The organism is Ascidiimonas aurantiaca (assembly GCF_037646345.1).
GTDB lineage: Bacteria > Bacteroidota > Bacteroidia > Flavobacteriales > Flavobacteriaceae > Ascidiimonas > Ascidiimonas aurantiaca.
Genome location: NZ_JBBEWR010000011.1, coordinates 39,106 through 56,082 on the forward strand (window position 1 = coordinate 39,106; position 16,977 = coordinate 56,082).

Here is a 16,977-nt window from a genome sequence, read left to right on the forward strand (position 1 = left end):
TTGTTATTTTTACAAAAACCCTTACCGCCATTGAAACTTTTTGATTTTTTGGACTTTAGTATCGCTGATGTCATTGACATTTTACTGGTAGCCGTGCTCCTGTATTATGTTTATAAACTGGTAAAAGGTACTGTGGCGATCAACATTTTTATAGGGATCGTTATTGTATATCTTATCTGGAAACTAACCGAGGCCTTACAGATGAAAATGGTTAGTGGTATTTTCGGAGGGTTTATGAGTGTAGGGCTTATTGCGCTGATCATTGTTTTCCAGCAGGAAATACGGAAGTTCTTATTAATGGTAGGTTCTACCAATTTCACCGGAAGAAAGAAATTTTTACGCCATCTTAAGATATTGAGAGATGAAGCGCTCCAAACGGAAACGAACGTTCGCGCTATTGTTAGTGCCTGCAGCCGCATGGGCGACTCAAAAACAGGTGCTCTCATTATCATAGAGCGCAATAACAATCTTGACTTTGTTAAGCAAACGGGAGATACAATGAATATTGAGCTTAATACACCCATTTTGGAAAGTATTTTTTACAAGAATAGTCCGTTACACGATGGTGCAGCAGTTATAGAAGGTAATTTTGTTACTGCCACCAGAGTGATCCTGCCAGTGTCTAACGAGCGTACCATTCCCTTACGTTTTGGGTTAAGGCATCGTGCCGCAGTGGGTATTACCGAAAAAACTGATGCCCTCGCATTGGTAGTAAGTGAGGAAACAGGACAAATTTCTTATATAAAAAACGGAGAGTTCACTCTTTTTAAAGATCTGGAAGAATTGATCTACATATTGGAAAAAGACCTTACTTAAAACCAAATAGGTTATGACCTGCAAAAACTGCCAAAACGTATTGCATTCACCTTATCTTTTTTGTTCTAATTGCGGTGCCAAATACGTTCAAAAAGAGATTAACGCTTACAAGCCTGTCATTTCAACTTACTGAAACCTTTTTAAATGTAGATAACACGCTGTTAAAGACGTTTAGGCACATGTTCACAAAACCGGAGGAAGTAATTAACGGGTTTATTCAGGAATACGAAAGCGTTATCTAAACCCTTTTAATTATATGGCTGTCGCCATAACACTTACCGGTTTGCAATTGTTTATCATCAAAAAGCTTAGACCAAATTTCTATACTTCTTTTAATGTAGGGGATGAAAACACTGAAGTATTTAGGCAATCTATGGACACTTTTTTAGATTACCAGGCTATTTTTTCTTTTTTAGCCATACCGTTTATGGCTATCATTTCTCTTATAGTTTTCTTTAATTATCGCAAGTACAACTTTACTGAACAAGCGGTAATCTATATGTATAGTTATACACAGATATCTATATTACTGTCATTTTTTACTGTTTCTCTACTCCCTTTCTACGCATCTGCTCCTATATGGGTTACGCTGGTTACCTATATAAGCCTTATTGCCTATCATGCCTATGTGTTAAAACGAGTATTTACCTTAAATTACAAACAGCTTTTTTAAAAACACTTTTGTTCCTGGGCATTTTCCTGGTTTTTTATATCATAATTGTGTTTGCTGTAGCTGTTTTGTTTTTTGCGTTTGTAGGAATTCCTAAACCTTCATAAAATAATAAAATAGAAAGGTCAAAAAAACGGTTGGTGGTACTATAGAGGTCAACTTATGGCTTCTCTTGTCATAAACTGAACTTCGTAAAGTTTTTTGTAGTATCCGTTTTCTTTTTGCAACAATTCTTCATGGGTACCGGTCTCTACAATTTTACCGGCATCCATTACCAAAATACGTGTGGCTTTTTTAACGGTTGCCAGACGGTGTGCAATGATAATAGACGTTCGGCCTTCTGTAATCTTATCTGTGGCCTGTTGGATCAACTGTTCGGCATATGCATCTACTGAAGAGGTGGCCTCATCCAGTATTAAAATACTTGGGTTACTCACATAGGCCCTGAGAAAAGCAATAAGCTGTCTTTGTCCGCTTGAGAGCATGGTGCCTCTTTCTTTTACATTGTACTGGTATCCTCCGGGCAAACTCATAAAGAAATCATGTATCCCAATAGCCTTTGCCGCATTTATGACTTCCTGCTCTGAAATGTCCGGATTTCTAAGGGTAATATTGTTATGAATGGTATCGGCAAACAAAAACACATCTTGTAAAACCACAGCTATTTTACTTCGTAGGGACTCTAGCTTAAATTTTTGAATATCAACACCATCTATACGTATTACTCCCGAATTAATATTGTAGAATCTGGTAAGCAAATTAATTATGGTTGATTTTCCCGCACCGGTAGCCCCAACAATAGCTATGGTTTCTCCTGCATTGGCATTGAAAGATATACCATGTATTACCTCTTCTTCTTCGGTATAACCAAAATACACATTATCAAAAGTTATATGTCCTTCTATAGTTACGGCCTCTTTTTCTCCTTTATCTTCAATTCTACTGTCGGTATCAAGTATCTTAAAAACCCGGTTGGCAGCTACCATTCCCATTTGAAGGGTATTAAACTTATCAGCTATTTGCCTTAGCGGGCGAAACAACATTTGGGACATTTGTATAAACATGAAGATAGTCCCTATTTCCATAGTACTGTCCGGTGCTATGACCCGTAAACCTCCGTACCAGACCAACAGGCCAATGGTGAGTGATGAAGCCAGTTCTGCCACGGGAAAAAAGATACTGTTATACCATACGGTTTTGATCCAGGCTCTTTCATGCTTACGATTAATTTCTCGAAATTTATCATATTCAATAGCTTCTCTGTTAAAGATCTGTACGATCTTCATTCCGGTAATACGCTCCTGCACAAAGGAATTTAAATTGGCAACCTGGGTACGTACCTCATTAAAAGCCAGCTTCATGGCCTTTTGAAACAATCGCGTTGCATACAATATAAGCGGAAGCACGGCAAAAACAATGAGCGCAAGCTCCCAGCTAAATATGAGCATCACTACTGCTACAACAGTCATTTTAAGCAGGTCACTAACAATCATAAAAAAACCTTGTCCAAAAATCTCAGCAATACGCTCCATATCATTTACCGAGCGGGTAACCAGTATCCCTACAGAAGAATTATCAAAATACTTCATTTTAAAACGCAGCATATGCCGAAATAGCTTGATCCTGATATCTCTTATAATACTCTGACCTAACCAGTTTGAAAAGTATATGAAACCCAATTGGCTAAGAACTTCCAGTAACAGTAATAATGCCATGAGCCCTACAAACAAGAGCAACCCTTCATTATCTTTATAGAGAATATAATCATCTACAGTAATTTTAAGTAAATAAGGCCTTGCTACTGCAAAAGAGGATAGCAAAATAGCAGCCACTCCTACTCCGTAAAAAATAGGTTTGTAGGGTTTGGTATAAGCAATAAGCCTCTTAAAAAGCTTAAAATCAAAAGCATTACCTGTTTTTTTATCCATGTTCTGTAAACAGCTGTATTGGGTAGACTACCTTAGTCAAATATAAGGCATGTGCGGGAACTGATACCCCGGCCTCCCCTCTATTTTTACTTTCAATAATCTTTTTAACATCTTCTTTAGATATTTTTCCTTTGCCTACATCTAATAAAGTGCCTACTATGGCACGTACCATATTTCTAAGAAATCTGTCGGCCGTAATTGTAAATATAATGCCCTTGCCTTCTTTGGTCCACAAGGCTTTGGATATCTCACATTTATAGGTTTTTACATCAGTATTAGATTTTGAAAAACATTGAAAATCATCATACTCCAGTAATAAAGCCGCCGCTTCATTCATCTTTTCTACATCAAGAGAATACCGGCAGTGCCATGCAAAATGAGCCAGGAAAGGGTCTTTTTCAAAAACAATCCAGTATTCATAGGTACGTGAAACGGCATCGAACCGCGCATGTGCCGTCTCGGTAACCGGATGTATATTTTGAATGGCAATATCCGAAGGTAAAAACGCATTGAGCCTCCTGACGAGCCCTTTTCTGTCCGGTACATGCTCTGTATCAAAATGAGCAAACATTTGACGCGCATGAACGCCTGTGTCTGTTCTTCCGGCTCCTGTAATAAGGATTTCTTCCCGCAAAAGAAGAGAAAGGGCATGCTCCAGTGTTTCCTGTACAGATATAGCATTGGGTTGACGCTGCCAGCCGTGATACTCTTTTCCCTTATATGAAAACTCAAGAAAATATCTCAAAGAATACGTATTTTTGTTCATTCTTGTCAAAGATACAAAGGAAGCAATATTAGTTCCACAATCCTAAAAACACCTTTCAAAAACACACCATGAAAAACATTCTTCTTCTATCCGATACGCATAGTTATATAGATGCCCAAATATTAAAATATGTAGCTCAGGCAGATGAAGTATGGCATGCAGGCGATATTGGAGATCTCAAAGTGACCGATGCTATTAAGGAACTGAAACCTCTCAGGGGTGTATATGGCAACATAGATGATGCTACGGCACGGTTGGAATTTCCGGAACATGATCGTTTTTTTTGTGAAGATGTAAACGTATGGATCACTCATATAGGAGGCACTCCGGGCCGGTATAATAAACTGGTTAGGGAAGACCTTAAAAACCATCCTCCCAAATTATTTATTTGCGGACACTCACATATCTTACAGGTGAAATATGACAAGAAACTTGAGCTGCTCTTTATGAATCCGGGAGCGGCCGGCAAACATGGTTTTCATAAGGTACGTACCATGCTGCGTTTTACAATTGACGGCCCGGATATTAAAAACCTGGAGATCATAGAGCTCGCGAAAAGATAAAAAAAAGCCCGGACACTACCCCGGGCTTACGCACTAATACTACTAAGATATTAGGTTTATCGTAATCGATCAACAGATTTTACAAGATCTTCATCCTTTTTAATAGCCTTATTGGCTAAAACAAGAAAAACGATAGAAATTATAGGAAAAAGCATCCCAATACCCTTCTCAGAAACCAGTGTTTCTCCGGATAAGTTTAGTGATCTAACCACAAATAATCCTAGTAAAGTAATGTTTAATATGATATTCAATCTGTTTAGCACAAATTGTAATTTTCGATTTTTAAATAAAAAAACAGTTGTTAAAACCATCAGGGCAGAACCTGCAAATAACAATAAAACGGGCATTTCATCTTTTGCGTAAACTACTTTGTTATCCACATTGGTCCAAACACTTACTAAAAAAGGCAAAATACCGTTAATTATAAACACTCCCAGTAAATACAAACTCTGTATGCGTTGTAACATACCTTATGTTTTGAGGCAAAAATAAGAGTTCTTTTTAAAAAAATATGTCAGAATATGAAAATAAATTTGTAATATTGCGGTATCCATTCGTAACTACCTCATTCAGTGGTTCGTTTGTACTTCAGTTCAAAGTTTTCATAACGACTAAAACACAGTCTACCTCAACAGTAGTATTTCATAATTTATTGATATTTCAATGTTTGACATTTCAGATTTAAAAGAAAAGAAGCTTATTGAATTACAGGATATCGCCAAAGGCCTTAATGTCCCTAAGTTCAAGTCCTTAAAAAAAATGGACCTTGTGTACCAAATACTTGATGTACAGGCTGCGACCCCTCAGGTGACAGCACCTTTAAAAGATACTCTTTCGGCAGAAAAACTGGAAGAGAAAAAGAAAAGAAGGACCCGAACACGTGTAAATAAAACACAACCTAAGAAACAGGAGAAAAAAGAAACGGCTTCTCCTACCCTTTTTGAAGAAAACAAAAATCCGCAGCCGGCAGCCCAAACTGAAAAAAGCAAAGAGCCTCCGGCCCAAGAAAAGAAAGAACCCGCCAAGCCTAAGGAAGAATTCAAAAAGCGAGAGCAGGAAAGTAAAGATCATCCACAAAAAAGGCAACACCATAAACAGCATTCATCTGTACAGCAAGCCAACACAAAAGAAAATATTGACAAAGACAACTTTGACAAAGACAAGAAAAACCGATACAGAGATCCTGATTTTGAATTTGACGGTATTGTAGAAAGTGAAGGCGTTCTGGATATCATGCAGGATGGTTACGGATTTTTAAGGTCATCAGACTACAACTATCTTTCTTCTCCAGATGATATTTATGTGTCTCAATCTCAGATCAGACTGTTTGGGCTCAAAACCGGGGATACAGTTCTTGGTAATGTACGTCCGCCTAAAGAAGGAGAAAAGTATTTTCCGCTCATTAAAGTGGCCAAAATTAATGGCCTTGACCCTCAGGTGGTGAGAGATCGTGTCTCTTTTGAGCATCTCACACCTCTGTTCCCTGAAGAAAAATTTAAACTCGCCGAAAGGAGAAGCACCATATCTACCCGGATCATTGATCTTTTTTCACCTATAGGAAAAGGACAAAGGGGTATGATTGTTTCGCAGCCTAAAACAGGTAAGACCATGCTGCTTAAAGATGTAGCCAATGCTATTGCAGCAAATCATCCGGAAGTCTATCAAATTATTTTACTTATAGACGAACGCCCGGAAGAAGTTACCGATATGCAACGTAATGTTCGGGGCGAAGTAATATCATCTACTTTTGACGAACCCGCAGAACGGCATGTAAAAGTAGCTAATATTGTTCTTGAAAAGGCCAAAAGACTCGTAGAGTGCGGGCATGATGTAGTTATCCTTTTGGATTCTATTACCCGACTGGCAAGAGCTTATAATACTGTACAACCGGCAAGTGGCAAAGTACTTAGCGGCGGTGTAGATGCAAATGCCCTTCATAAACCCAAACGTTTTTTTGGAGCTGCCAGAAATATAGAAGGTGGTGGTTCTCTTACCATTATAGCTACAGCTTTAACCGAAACCGGCTCTAAAATGGACGAAGTGATCTTTGAAGAGTTTAAAGGAACCGGTAATATGGAACTCCAGCTTGACAGACGCATAGCCAACAGGCGTATTTTCCCTGCTATAGACCTTATCTCCTCTTCAACCCGTAGAGACGATCTGCTTCTGGACGAAACCAATATACAGCGCATGTGGATACTTAGAAAATACCTTTCAGACATGAATCCCGTAGAAGCCATGGAGTTTATTGAAGATCGAATTAAGAAAACCCAGAACAATGAAGAGTTCCTTATGACAATGAATCAATAGTGATAACATGTATATTTAAAAAAAATCCTGCTTCCCGCAGGATTTTTTTTTATGTCATGTATATCTTTACTCTATATCATTTTTTGACTCTTTCGGAATAATTATCTAGCTTTGAGAAAGATAGGTAATTACTTTCATTTGAACTTTGTTTATATAAATACAGTAAAAGCTCAAAAGCTCATATTCTTCATATTCCTGTTTCTAGGCTTTTTAGGGCATACTCAGGAAAAAGAGGCCTCTTTCTGGTATTTTGGCAGGTTTTCAGGAATACATTTCAACCTGGACCCCACCAGTCTTATTGACGGCAGAGCAGATACGGAAGAAGGATCTTCAGTAGCTACCGATGCCAGTGGCAACCTCCTTTTTTACACAAATGGCGTAAACGTCTGGACCGCTGCACAATACCCGCATCCCCTAATGCAAAACGGTACCGGGCTTCTGGGAGGGAATAACAGTAGTCAATCTGCACTTATTATTCCCAGGCCCGGTCATCCGGATATTTTTTACATATTTACCGTAAGCGGGCACCAACAATTCACACTTACTTCATCCAGAGGTGAAGGTCTTAACTATTCAACAGTAGATATGTCAAGGAACGGAGGTGCCGGGGCAGTCATAAACAAAAACATCCCTCTTTCTACCTATAATGCTGCCGTAACCGTTGAAAATGATCTGAAATGCTCGCAAAAGCTTACAGCGGTTCAACATGCCGATGACGAATCCTTCTGGGTAGTAACTCATTTTCTTCATACTTTTTATGCATTTCGGGTTACGGCCAGAGGGGTAGTTGAGAGGCCTGTAAAAAGTAAGATAGGACCCACGCTCTACCCCGGGAACTATGCCCTTAACTCCAAAGGTCAAATGAAAATATCACCCGATGGTACTAAACTGGCTATGGCCAATGAAGCCAATGGTATTGATTCTCAAAGTGAAGGCACCGGTAACCTCTACCTTTTTGATTTTAACGATACTACAGGAGAAGTGAGTAATCCGGTAGAATTACTGCCTAATGACTTTATACATCCCTACGGTGTAGAATTCTCAGACAACTCCAAAAAACTCTATGCCACTTTACGAAGCTGGAACGATCGCACCATAAACAGAGGGCAGAGCAGCCTTTATCAGTTTGATCTCAGTTCGGGACAAACCCCACCCAGAGCTTTTCGTATGGATATTGATCTAAATTTTCCACCCGGAGCTTTACAACTGGCCATTGACCGAAAAATATACAGAGCAATGCGTGGCAGACCGGAATTAAGTGTTATTAATACCCCAAGAGAAGACCGAACCAATGCCGACTATCAGAGCAGAGTAATCAATCTATTAGGAAGAATTAGCAAAACAGGGCTTCCCTCTTTTATTCAATCATATTTTCATGTAGAAATTAAAACACAGAATACCTGTGTGGGGAGAGAAACAGAACTTTCCATAAACTATCTTCCCGAACCCGTAACTATTGACTGGGATTTTGGAGATGGCAACCGTATTTCAGGTACTTCAGACAAAAGACCCCGCCATGTTTACAACACACCGGGAGATTATACAGTAACTGCTACTATAACCAAGGGAACCGAAACAGAGATCTACCAAAAAACAATCACTATTTACCCCCTACCGGTTTTAAATGCCACCTCTCTTACCCAATGTGATGATGACGGAGATGGTTTTAGCGACTTTAACTTAAAAGAAGCTCAGTTATTTATAACGTCCGAACCAGGGGTTCGGTTTACTTATCATTTTACGTTAACAGATGCAGAGACAGGTCAAAACCCCATTAATCAGGGAGTGACTTTTTCCGATGCACTGGCATCCCGGCTTTACGTACGAGCTACGGGTAGAACCAATTGTCATAACACCACCACCCTTGAACTTAATACCGTAAATACTTCTATCCCCAACAATTTCCAATTGTTCTATAGCGCCTGTGATGATATGGAGGATGGTGATGACACTAATGGGATCACTGCATTTGACCTGAGTGATGCCAGTGCTCAAATACAGGCGTTGTTCCCGGCTGATCCCGGTTTGCTCATCACCTATTACAAAAACCGAAGAGATGCACTTGCCGAACTTAATGCCATTGACCCTTCAAATCACAGGAATGTTGATTCCCCCTTTCAGCAGGATATATGGGTACGAATAGAAAACCCTTCGGGCAATGCCTGTTTTGGCCTTGGGAACCACATACAATTACAGGTAGATCCTACTCCGGTATTTGAGGTATCTGCTCCTCCCATATTTTGCATCAATGCTCCGGAGACTATCAACTTACGTGTTTTAAATGCTGCTGAAAACTATCAGTACGAGTGGAAAAATGCTACCGGTGAAGTGTTATCTACAGATGCAAACCATCTGGATGTAAATGATTTTGGAACATATTATGTTACCGCTACCAAAACAGACGGAACCGGATGTTCAAAAACCAAAAGTTTTGAGATCGTACCTTCGGTAATTGCCAACATCCAAAACATTACTGTTATAGATAACAGCAGTAACAATTCTATTACACTCAGCGTAAACGGTATAGGAGATTATGAATTTGCACTGAACGATAATCGCTTTGTGAGCGGAAACCAGGATAACGGGCACCAATTTACCGGAGTACCCTTAGGAGAGCACACTGTTTACATACGAGATAAAAATGGCTGTGGCATGGTACAAAGAGAAGTCTCTCTCATTGGTTTTCCCCGGTTTTTTACCCCTAACGGAGACTCTGTAAATGATACCTGGCAAATTATAGGCGTACGGTTGCAACCGGGGTCTAAAATCACCATCTTTGACAGATACGGAAAATTACTTGCTGATATAGATCCGACCAGTACCGGATGGGACGGTACATTCAACGGGAACGTTATGCCTTCTTCTGATTATTGGTTTTCTGCCAGGCTTCAGGACGGGCGTATATACAAAGGGCATTTTAGCCTGAAAAGATAGCAAAGCTAATCTTTAAGACGCTGGATTTCCTTTTTAAGGGTTTCTACAGATCGCTGTAGCTGGTTAAGTGCCAGATGTTGTGAAGGACTGGTGTCAATATCAAAGCTAATTTTACTATTTACCTGCCATAATTCCAGTATATCACTTACTTCTATCGTGAAAGGTGGATAGAACTCATTAAGGGAGATCAATACCAGTTTAGAAGGATCCTGTAGTTTTTGAACTTTTTTTACCAGCACACTGTCATTCATCACCACTACACAAACCGAATGGTCATTTACTTCATCAATAGAATTTACGGCACGGCCTATCACCCATTCTCCAGGCTGAAGCGATGGTAGCATACTGTCCCCTTCAACCTCAAACCCTCTGAAAGTGGCATTTCTAAACTGTGGTAAGGGAATACTAAAAGCCGGTAATTGTTCAAACCATTCTACATCCTGAATATTGGCAGGATACCCTGCGGCTGCTTTTACACTTACCATTACCGTATTTTCGGTATCCTCCGGCCCCACGCTCACCACTTTGGGTGAAACATTATGCAAGGATTGTATGTACCTTTGGCTACTTTCACCAAAAAGCCACATAGGATTTACCTTAAAACGGTGTAACAGTTCCATAACTGCTTTTCCAGGTACCCGAGTTTTTCCTCTTTCTATATCTGCAGTAGAACTACCTATTCCAAGGGCTTTAGCAAACCCTTGTTGAGTATATCCTTTTGACTCCCGTATCTCTTTAAAACGTTTGGCTTCAATGTTTACACCTTCTTCCATACTACAAAGATAATATATTTTGGAATTTTTCCAATTATTATTGCTTTTTGTTTTTAAATAATGGAATTATTCCATATTTTTGGAAAAAAATCACAATGCTCGTTACCCAACGCATACAAGAAAAGTTAAGTATCCTTGCCGATGCTGCCAAATATGATGTGTCTTGCGCATCAAGCGGCAGTACCCGAAAAAACAAAAACAAAGGGCTGGGGAATGCCTCTTCCATGGGAATTTGCCATTCTTATACCGAAGACGGGCGTTGTGTATCTTTATTAAAGATATTACTTACTAATCATTGCATATACAATTGTGCTTATTGTATAACGAGAAGTAGCAACGATATAAAAAGAGCCGCTTTTAAAGTCAAAGAGGTAGTAGCTCTCACTATCAATTTTTACAGGAGAAACTATATTGAAGGGTTATTTCTGAGCTCCGGTATCTTTAAGGATCCTGATACTACCATGGAGCGCCTTATTGCAGTTGCCAAAGCCCTCAGGGAAGAAGAAAACTTTAATGGGTATATACATTTAAAATCTATTCCCGGGGCATCAGACATCCTGATGAAAGAAGCGGGATTGTATGCAGATCGCCTGAGTGTGAATATAGAGATCCCCACTAAAAGCGGTTTGCGTTTATTGGCACCGGAGAAACGTTTTGATCACTTTGTGGCACCTATGAAAAAAGTGAGAGACGAGATCATACGACACCGTGATGAAAAAAAAAGATACAGATCAACTCCCAGTTATGCTCCAGCCGGCCAAAGTACACAAATGATCGTGGGTGCGACCGGAGAAACCGATCTGCAGGTAATGCTTACTGCTCGTCATTTTTATGAGAACTTTAATCTGAAAAGGGTATATTATTCGGGGTATATACCCGTCAGTCAAGACAGCAGATTACCTCAAATTGGTTCTCCGGTACCCATGTTACGAGAAAACAGGTTATACCAGACAGACTGGTTAACCCGGCTGTATGGTTTTCACATTACCGAGCTGCTTACTCCCGAGCAGCCTAACCTTGATACCGATATAGATCCAAAGCTCGCCTGGGCCCTGAGGAACCTGCACCTCTTCCCCATAGATGTAAATACAGCAGTTCCTCAGATGCTCATGAGAATTCCCGGTGTAGGTATGCTATCTGTACAAAAAATACTTGCCGCAAGAAAATCTGGAACCGTGAGATGGGAACATCTTAAAAAAATTGGAATCGCTGCAAACCGGGCCCGGTTCTTTATTGCCCGCAATGATAAGAACACAATGCAAAGAGAGTACACCCCTTTGGAAATTAAAAACCGTATCCTGAGATCATACCAAAGTAAGTACAGCGCAGTTTATGACCGACAATTATCACTTTTTATTAACTAATCCAGTAAATCCAAAAAAATGAAAAAAATACTCATTTACGATGGTAGTTTTGAAGGCTTTCTCACTGCCATTTACCAGGTGTTTGAAGAAAAAGCAGAAAATGTAAAGATTGTCAAACCCAAACATTATGAACCAGATATGTTTGCCGAGAGCGAACATATTATAAGCGATCCTTACAAAGCTTTACGAGTATGGAAAAGTTTATTATTAAAGGCTACAAAAATAGGGGCATATGAATTGTACAAAGCCTTTCTTAGTGAAATTAAAGGGGTTGAAATGGTGCTTTTGCGATATGTTGTGCACATGTATTCTACCGAAACTTATTCATTTGATAATTACAGGAATAACGATGTACTCAGAGTTTCTCAGGTAGCCAGGATGGTAAGCCGGGAAAAACATCGTATGGAAGCTTTTATCAGGTTCAGACTTACTACTAATGGTATTTATTTTGCAACCATATCACCCGATTTTAATGTATTACCCCTTATCGCACCTCATTTTACAGACCGATACGCAGATCAACCGTGGATTATTTATGATCTCAAAAGAGATTACGGGCTTTACTACGATCTGCATAAAACTGAAAGAATACAATTATCTGCAGAAGCAGATACTGAAAATGCTTTGGAAGCCCCCATACATCTGCATCAGGAAGAAGGTATATATCAGGAACTATGGAAAACGTATTTTAAAAATACTCAAATAGGTTCCAGAAAAAACATGAAGTTACACCTGAAACACATACCTAAAAGGTACTGGAGGCACCTTACTGAAAAACAACCGGAAGCGTGATCACTGTTATTTTACTGAATAGCACTTATTATATCGTGCCGGGTAATAATATGATATTTACCATTCCCCAGATCTACCAGTAACGCCTGATTATCTTTGTTGATAAGCTTTGATATTTTTTCTATTGGATCATTTTTATCAACAATTGGAAAAGGAGGCTTCATGATATCCTTAATAGGGGTCGTAGCTATGTTTGTATTTTCCATATAAGCTCTCAGCAAACTGGTTTCATCAATAGAGCCCACAAAACCGGTCACATCCTTTACTGGTATTTGGGATATTTTATATTTCTTCAACCTATCGGTAGCATGCTGCACCAGTTCTTCCGTCATCACAGTTACCAAAGGCTTATCCACATGTTGTTGTATAAGGTCCTCCGCGGTAGTTACCGGTCGTTCAAGAAACCCGCGTTCACGCATCCATTCATCATTAAACATTTTACCCACGTAACGGCTTCCCGAATCGTGAAAAAGCACTACTATCACATCATCGGGGCTAAATTTTTCCTTTAACTGAAGTACTCCTTTAATGGCAGCCCCTGCTGAATTCCCTACAAATATTCCCTCTTCTTTGGCCAGCTTTCTCGTAAAAACGGCAGCATCTTTATCAGTTACTTTGGTAAAACCATCAATAACACTAAAATCAACGTTTTTAGGCAAAATATCTTCTCCAATACCCTCAGTAATGTAAGGATAGATCTCATTCTCATCAAAAACACCGGTTTCGTGATATTTTTTAAATACTGATCCGTAGGTGTCGATACCCCAGATCTTAATGTTCGGGTTTTGCTCTTTAAGATATTTACCAACTCCGGAGATAGTACCACCGGTGCCTACTCCTACTATAAAATGCGTTATTTTGCCTTCGGTCTGTTCCCATATCTCGGGGCCGGTTTGCTCATAATGTGCTACTGTATTCGAGGGGTTATCATATTGATTTACATACCACGAATTGGGTGTTTCTCCTGCAAGCCGTTTGGACACTGAGTAATATGATTTGGGGTCATTTGGTTCTACATTGGTAGGACAAACTACTACTTCTGCTCCCACTGCCTTTAAGATGTCCATCTTTTCTTTAGATTGCTTATCATTAATAACACATATAAGCTTATATCCTTTTACGATGGCACCCAGAGCGAGTCCCATTCCTGTATTGCCCGAGGTTCCTTCTATAATGGTCCCACCCGGCTTAAGTCTCCCGTCGGCTTCTGCATCTTCTATCATCTTAATGGCCATTCGGTCCTTAACCGAATTTCCGGGATTAAATGTCTCCACTTTGGCTAAAACCAGTGCATCGATCTCTTTTGTGAGAGTATTAATCTTAACCAGTGGCGTATTGCCTATGGTTTCCAGTATATTTTTAGCGTATTTCATGTCAACTATTTGAGGTTGCAAAGTTACGCTTAATTGGAAGTATTTACCAATCCCGCTGTTTGTATTTTGAGATTATTTTTACTTTTTTCAGTAATCTCCGGAGTATTTTCTACTCAAAACGCATTGCCTTCACGGGCGATATACGGGTTATGATATAAGAAGGTATAAGCAGCATAAGCAGGCATAACAATAAGGTACCTGCATTTAATAACAGTATGTGATATATACTAATATACACAGGGGCTTTATCTACATAGTACGTTGCAGGGTCTAATTCAATAAATCCGAACTTTTGCTGTAACCAAAGGAATGTAAGCCCTATAAGATTGCCCCAAAACAATCCTATACCAATTAGGTAGGCTGCATTGTATAGAAAAACCCTGCGTATGCTAAGATTGGCAGCCCCCAATGCCTTTAAGATTCCAATCATGGGGGTTCTTTCAAGAATAAGTACTAAAAGTGCAGTTATCATATTAATACCGCCTACCAGGATCATGATACCAATAATAATAGCAATATTAAAATCAAATAATTTTATCCACTCAAAAATATAATTATATCGATCCAAAATTGATTGAGAATCCAGTGTAGAAAGGGTTTTTCCATATATCTCATTGCTTTTTTGAGATATCTCTGAAAAATCGTCTATAAACACTTCAAAACTGCCTACTTCATCCTCTTTCCATTTATTCATCTGTCGTATATGCCGTATATCGACAAAAACATAAGTAGCGTCAAACTCCTGAAAACCACTGTCATAAATACCTACCACTGTAAACTTTCGCTGGTTAGGTATTTTACTTTGATCATCTTTCAGAAAAAAAGAAAAAAAGGTATCTCCGGTTTTAAGATCGAGCCGATTTGCCAGATATGAAGAAATAAGGGCTTCGGTATTTAATGCATTTTGGTAATTGGGGAGCCTCCCGTCAACCATATATTCCCGAAAAGCATCCCAGCGATAATCTTTTCCCACTCCTTTAGCAATAATACCTTCGAAAGTATTTTCAGTACGAATAATACCTCCTTTTGCGGCAACCGCCTGTATGTGTGAAATTCCATCAACTGAGGAAAAAACGGGATAAAAGTCCTGACGGGTTGACACGGGATTTAAAGATACCGCAGAATTGTTGGTATCATAATTAAATATTTGGATATGGCCATTAAAAGCAGCTACTTTTTCCCGTATTTTATGCTGTAAGCCCACACCGGTTGCTACTGCTATTAACATCATCACCACCCCTAATGCGATAGCAGCAATCGCAATTTTTATAATTGGCGCCGAAATACTACTTTTATAAGATTTACCGGCAATAAGACGTTTTGCTATAAAAAATTCCAGGTTCAAAAGCTACCATTCATTTATGAAGTTCAAAAATACACTTTTTTTACCGTTGTTTATCATTGTTCTTTCCTGTAAGCAAAGTTCTGAAAACAACCTTTTGAAAGCTCATCTTGACACTGAACAACGCCAGCAGGCAAGCTCTCATTCTTATAAACAAATGACATTGGTACTTCCCGGCGCTAACCAAACGCAAACGTACCTTCCTCTGGTAAAAGGAAAAAAAATAGCACTTGCCGCCAATCCAACATCTGTTATCTTTCATAAAGGTGTTGGGCAGCAGGCACTTTCTTTTGATAGTGAAGCAGCCGATACCAAATACTTCAAAACCAAAGATTATACACATTTAGCTGATTCACTGATACATCTGGGAATGCAGCTAATTAAAGTTTTTTCTCCCGAGCATGGATTTCGTGGCAGGGCCGATGCCGGTGAAACTGTAAAAGACGGGGTTGATATCCACACCAAACTCCCGGTAATTTCTCTTTATGGGAGAAATAAAAAACCAACTCCTGAAGACCTGAAAGATGTAGAAATAATAATTTTTGACATGCAGGATGTAGGTGTACGTTTCTACACATATATTTCTACTCTTCACTATGTGATGGAGGCATGTGCCGAGAATAACATTCCACTTATTGTACTAGACCGGCCCAACCCTAACGGCTATTATGTGGACGGGCCCATTCTTGAGAAAAAAAGTTTTCTGGGGCTGCACCCCGTTCCCTTAGTATATGGAATGACCATTGGAGAATATGCCCGAATGATAAATGGAGAGAAATGGCTTGCAGGAGAGGTGCATTGTGATTTGACCGTTGTAACCTGTGAAAACTACGATCGCTCACTTCGTTACCATCTCCCCGTAAAACCATCACCCAATCTCCCCAATGACAAAGCCATTAACTTATACCCCAGCCTTGGGCTTTTTGAAGGTACTCACATTAATGCAGGGCGAGGTACAGACTATCAATTCCAGTTAATTGGGGCTCCTTTTTTTGACCCAAAACAATATTCATATACCTACACTCCTGTTTCCAAAGAGGGAGCCAAAAACCCTAAACATAAGGATAGTTTATGCTTTGGACTGGACCTGAGAACATATCCTGTATTAAAGGAAATTACCCTTACATGGATACTGGAAGCTTACCAAAACACTCCGGAAGGTTATGATTTTTTTAAAGATCCTTCATTCAGTTTACATGCCGGGAACGAGCTGTTAAAGCAACAAATAATAGCAGGAATGAACGAAAAAGCCATTAAAGAAAGCTGGCAACCAGGTATCCTTACATTTTTAGATATACGACAAAAGTACCTGCTTTACCCTTAAAAGAAAACTAGATACCCGGGCT

14 protein-coding genes are annotated in these 16,977 nt (G+C 39.4%); 8 read left to right on the forward strand and 6 right to left on the reverse strand.

The window, feature by feature from the left end; genetic code table 11:
- The first annotated feature begins 30 nt into the window (after positions 1 to 30).
- Both WAO84_RS12000 and WAO84_RS12005 read left to right on the forward strand, forming a co-directional pair.
- A complete protein-coding gene (locus WAO84_RS12000) occupies positions 31 to 816 on the forward strand; it encodes a diadenylate cyclase (protein ID WP_340066041.1) in 786 nt (261 codons plus the stop codon).
- Between the two features lie 256 nt (positions 817 to 1,072).
- Entirely contained in the window at positions 1,073 to 1,489 is a 417-nt protein-coding gene (locus WAO84_RS12005; RefSeq protein ID WP_340066043.1) for a hypothetical protein, read from the forward strand.
- Positions 1,490 to 1,641: 152 nt separating this feature from the next.
- Here the strand turns inward: WAO84_RS12005 and WAO84_RS12010 are convergent, their stop codons facing one another.
- Both WAO84_RS12010 and truA read right to left on the reverse strand, forming a co-directional pair.
- Positions 1,642 to 3,414, reverse strand: coding sequence for an ABC transporter ATP-binding protein (locus tag WAO84_RS12010; protein ID WP_340066045.1), 1,773 nt, complete (start codon positions 3,412 to 3,414; stop codon positions 1,642 to 1,644).
- Positions 3,407 to 4,159 carry a tRNA pseudouridine(38-40) synthase TruA gene (gene truA / locus WAO84_RS12015; protein WP_340066047.1) on the reverse strand — a complete coding sequence of 251 codons (753 nt, stop codon included), beginning with the start codon at positions 4,157 to 4,159 and terminating at the stop codon, positions 3,407 to 3,409. Before truA ends, WAO84_RS12010 begins: the two co-directional genes overlap by 8 nt.
- An 89-nt stretch (positions 4,160 to 4,248) precedes the next feature.
- Here truA and WAO84_RS12020 point away from each other — a divergent pair, with 89 nt between their 5' ends.
- Positions 4,249 to 4,743: a metallophosphoesterase family protein gene (locus WAO84_RS12020; RefSeq protein ID WP_340066048.1), complete on the forward strand. Its 495-nt coding sequence runs from the start codon at positions 4,249 to 4,251 to the stop codon at positions 4,741 to 4,743.
- A 56-nt stretch (positions 4,744 to 4,799) separates the two neighbouring features.
- On the opposite strand, the gene WAO84_RS12025 is transcribed toward WAO84_RS12020, so the two are convergent.
- The gene (locus WAO84_RS12025) at positions 4,800 to 5,210 is read right to left on the reverse strand and encodes a DUF4293 domain-containing protein (protein ID WP_340066049.1); all 411 of its coding nucleotides are present in this window, start codon (positions 5,208 to 5,210) and stop codon (positions 4,800 to 4,802) included.
- A 196-nt stretch (positions 5,211 to 5,406) separates the two neighbouring features.
- Here WAO84_RS12025 and rho point away from each other — a divergent pair, with 196 nt between their 5' ends.
- Both rho and WAO84_RS12035 read left to right on the forward strand, forming a co-directional pair.
- Entirely contained in the window at positions 5,407 to 7,053 is a 1,647-nt protein-coding gene (gene rho, locus WAO84_RS12030; protein WP_340066050.1) for a transcription termination factor Rho, read from the forward strand.
- Between the two features lie 138 nt (positions 7,054 to 7,191).
- On the forward strand, positions 7,192 to 9,987 hold the full coding sequence (locus WAO84_RS12035; protein WP_340066052.1) for a T9SS type B sorting domain-containing protein: 2,796 nt from the start codon (positions 7,192 to 7,194) through the stop codon (positions 9,985 to 9,987).
- Between the two features lie 5 nt (positions 9,988 to 9,992).
- Here the strand turns inward: WAO84_RS12035 and WAO84_RS12040 are convergent, their stop codons facing one another.
- A complete protein-coding gene (locus WAO84_RS12040) occupies positions 9,993 to 10,760 on the reverse strand; it encodes an XRE family transcriptional regulator (RefSeq protein ID WP_340066053.1) in 768 nt (255 codons plus the stop codon).
- Positions 10,761 to 10,855: 95 nt separating this feature from the next.
- Between WAO84_RS12040 and WAO84_RS12045 the strand changes: the two genes are divergently transcribed.
- The gene (locus tag WAO84_RS12045; protein ID WP_340066054.1) at positions 10,856 to 12,124 is read left to right on the forward strand and encodes a putative DNA modification/repair radical SAM protein; all 1,269 of its coding nucleotides are present in this window, start codon (positions 10,856 to 10,858) and stop codon (positions 12,122 to 12,124) included.
- 18 nt (positions 12,125 to 12,142) lie between these two features.
- Positions 12,143 to 12,916, forward strand: a complete 774-nt coding sequence (locus tag WAO84_RS12050; RefSeq protein WP_340066055.1) for a TIGR03915 family putative DNA repair protein — start codon at positions 12,143 to 12,145, stop codon at positions 12,914 to 12,916.
- Positions 12,917 to 12,927: 11 nt separating this feature from the next.
- Here the strand turns inward: WAO84_RS12050 and WAO84_RS12055 are convergent, their stop codons facing one another.
- A complete protein-coding gene (locus WAO84_RS12055; RefSeq protein WP_340066057.1) occupies positions 12,928 to 14,289 on the reverse strand; it encodes a pyridoxal-phosphate dependent enzyme in 1,362 nt (453 codons plus the stop codon).
- Between the two features lie 109 nt (positions 14,290 to 14,398).
- A complete protein-coding gene (locus WAO84_RS12060) occupies positions 14,399 to 15,634 on the reverse strand; it encodes an ABC transporter permease (RefSeq protein WP_340066058.1) in 1,236 nt (411 codons plus the stop codon).
- Positions 15,635 to 15,650: 16 nt separating this feature from the next.
- Here WAO84_RS12060 and WAO84_RS12065 point away from each other — a divergent pair, with 16 nt between their 5' ends.
- Entirely contained in the window at positions 15,651 to 16,955 is a 1,305-nt protein-coding gene (locus tag WAO84_RS12065) for an exo-beta-N-acetylmuramidase NamZ family protein (RefSeq protein WP_340066059.1), read from the forward strand.
- Positions 16,956 to 16,977 lie beyond the last annotated feature (22 nt).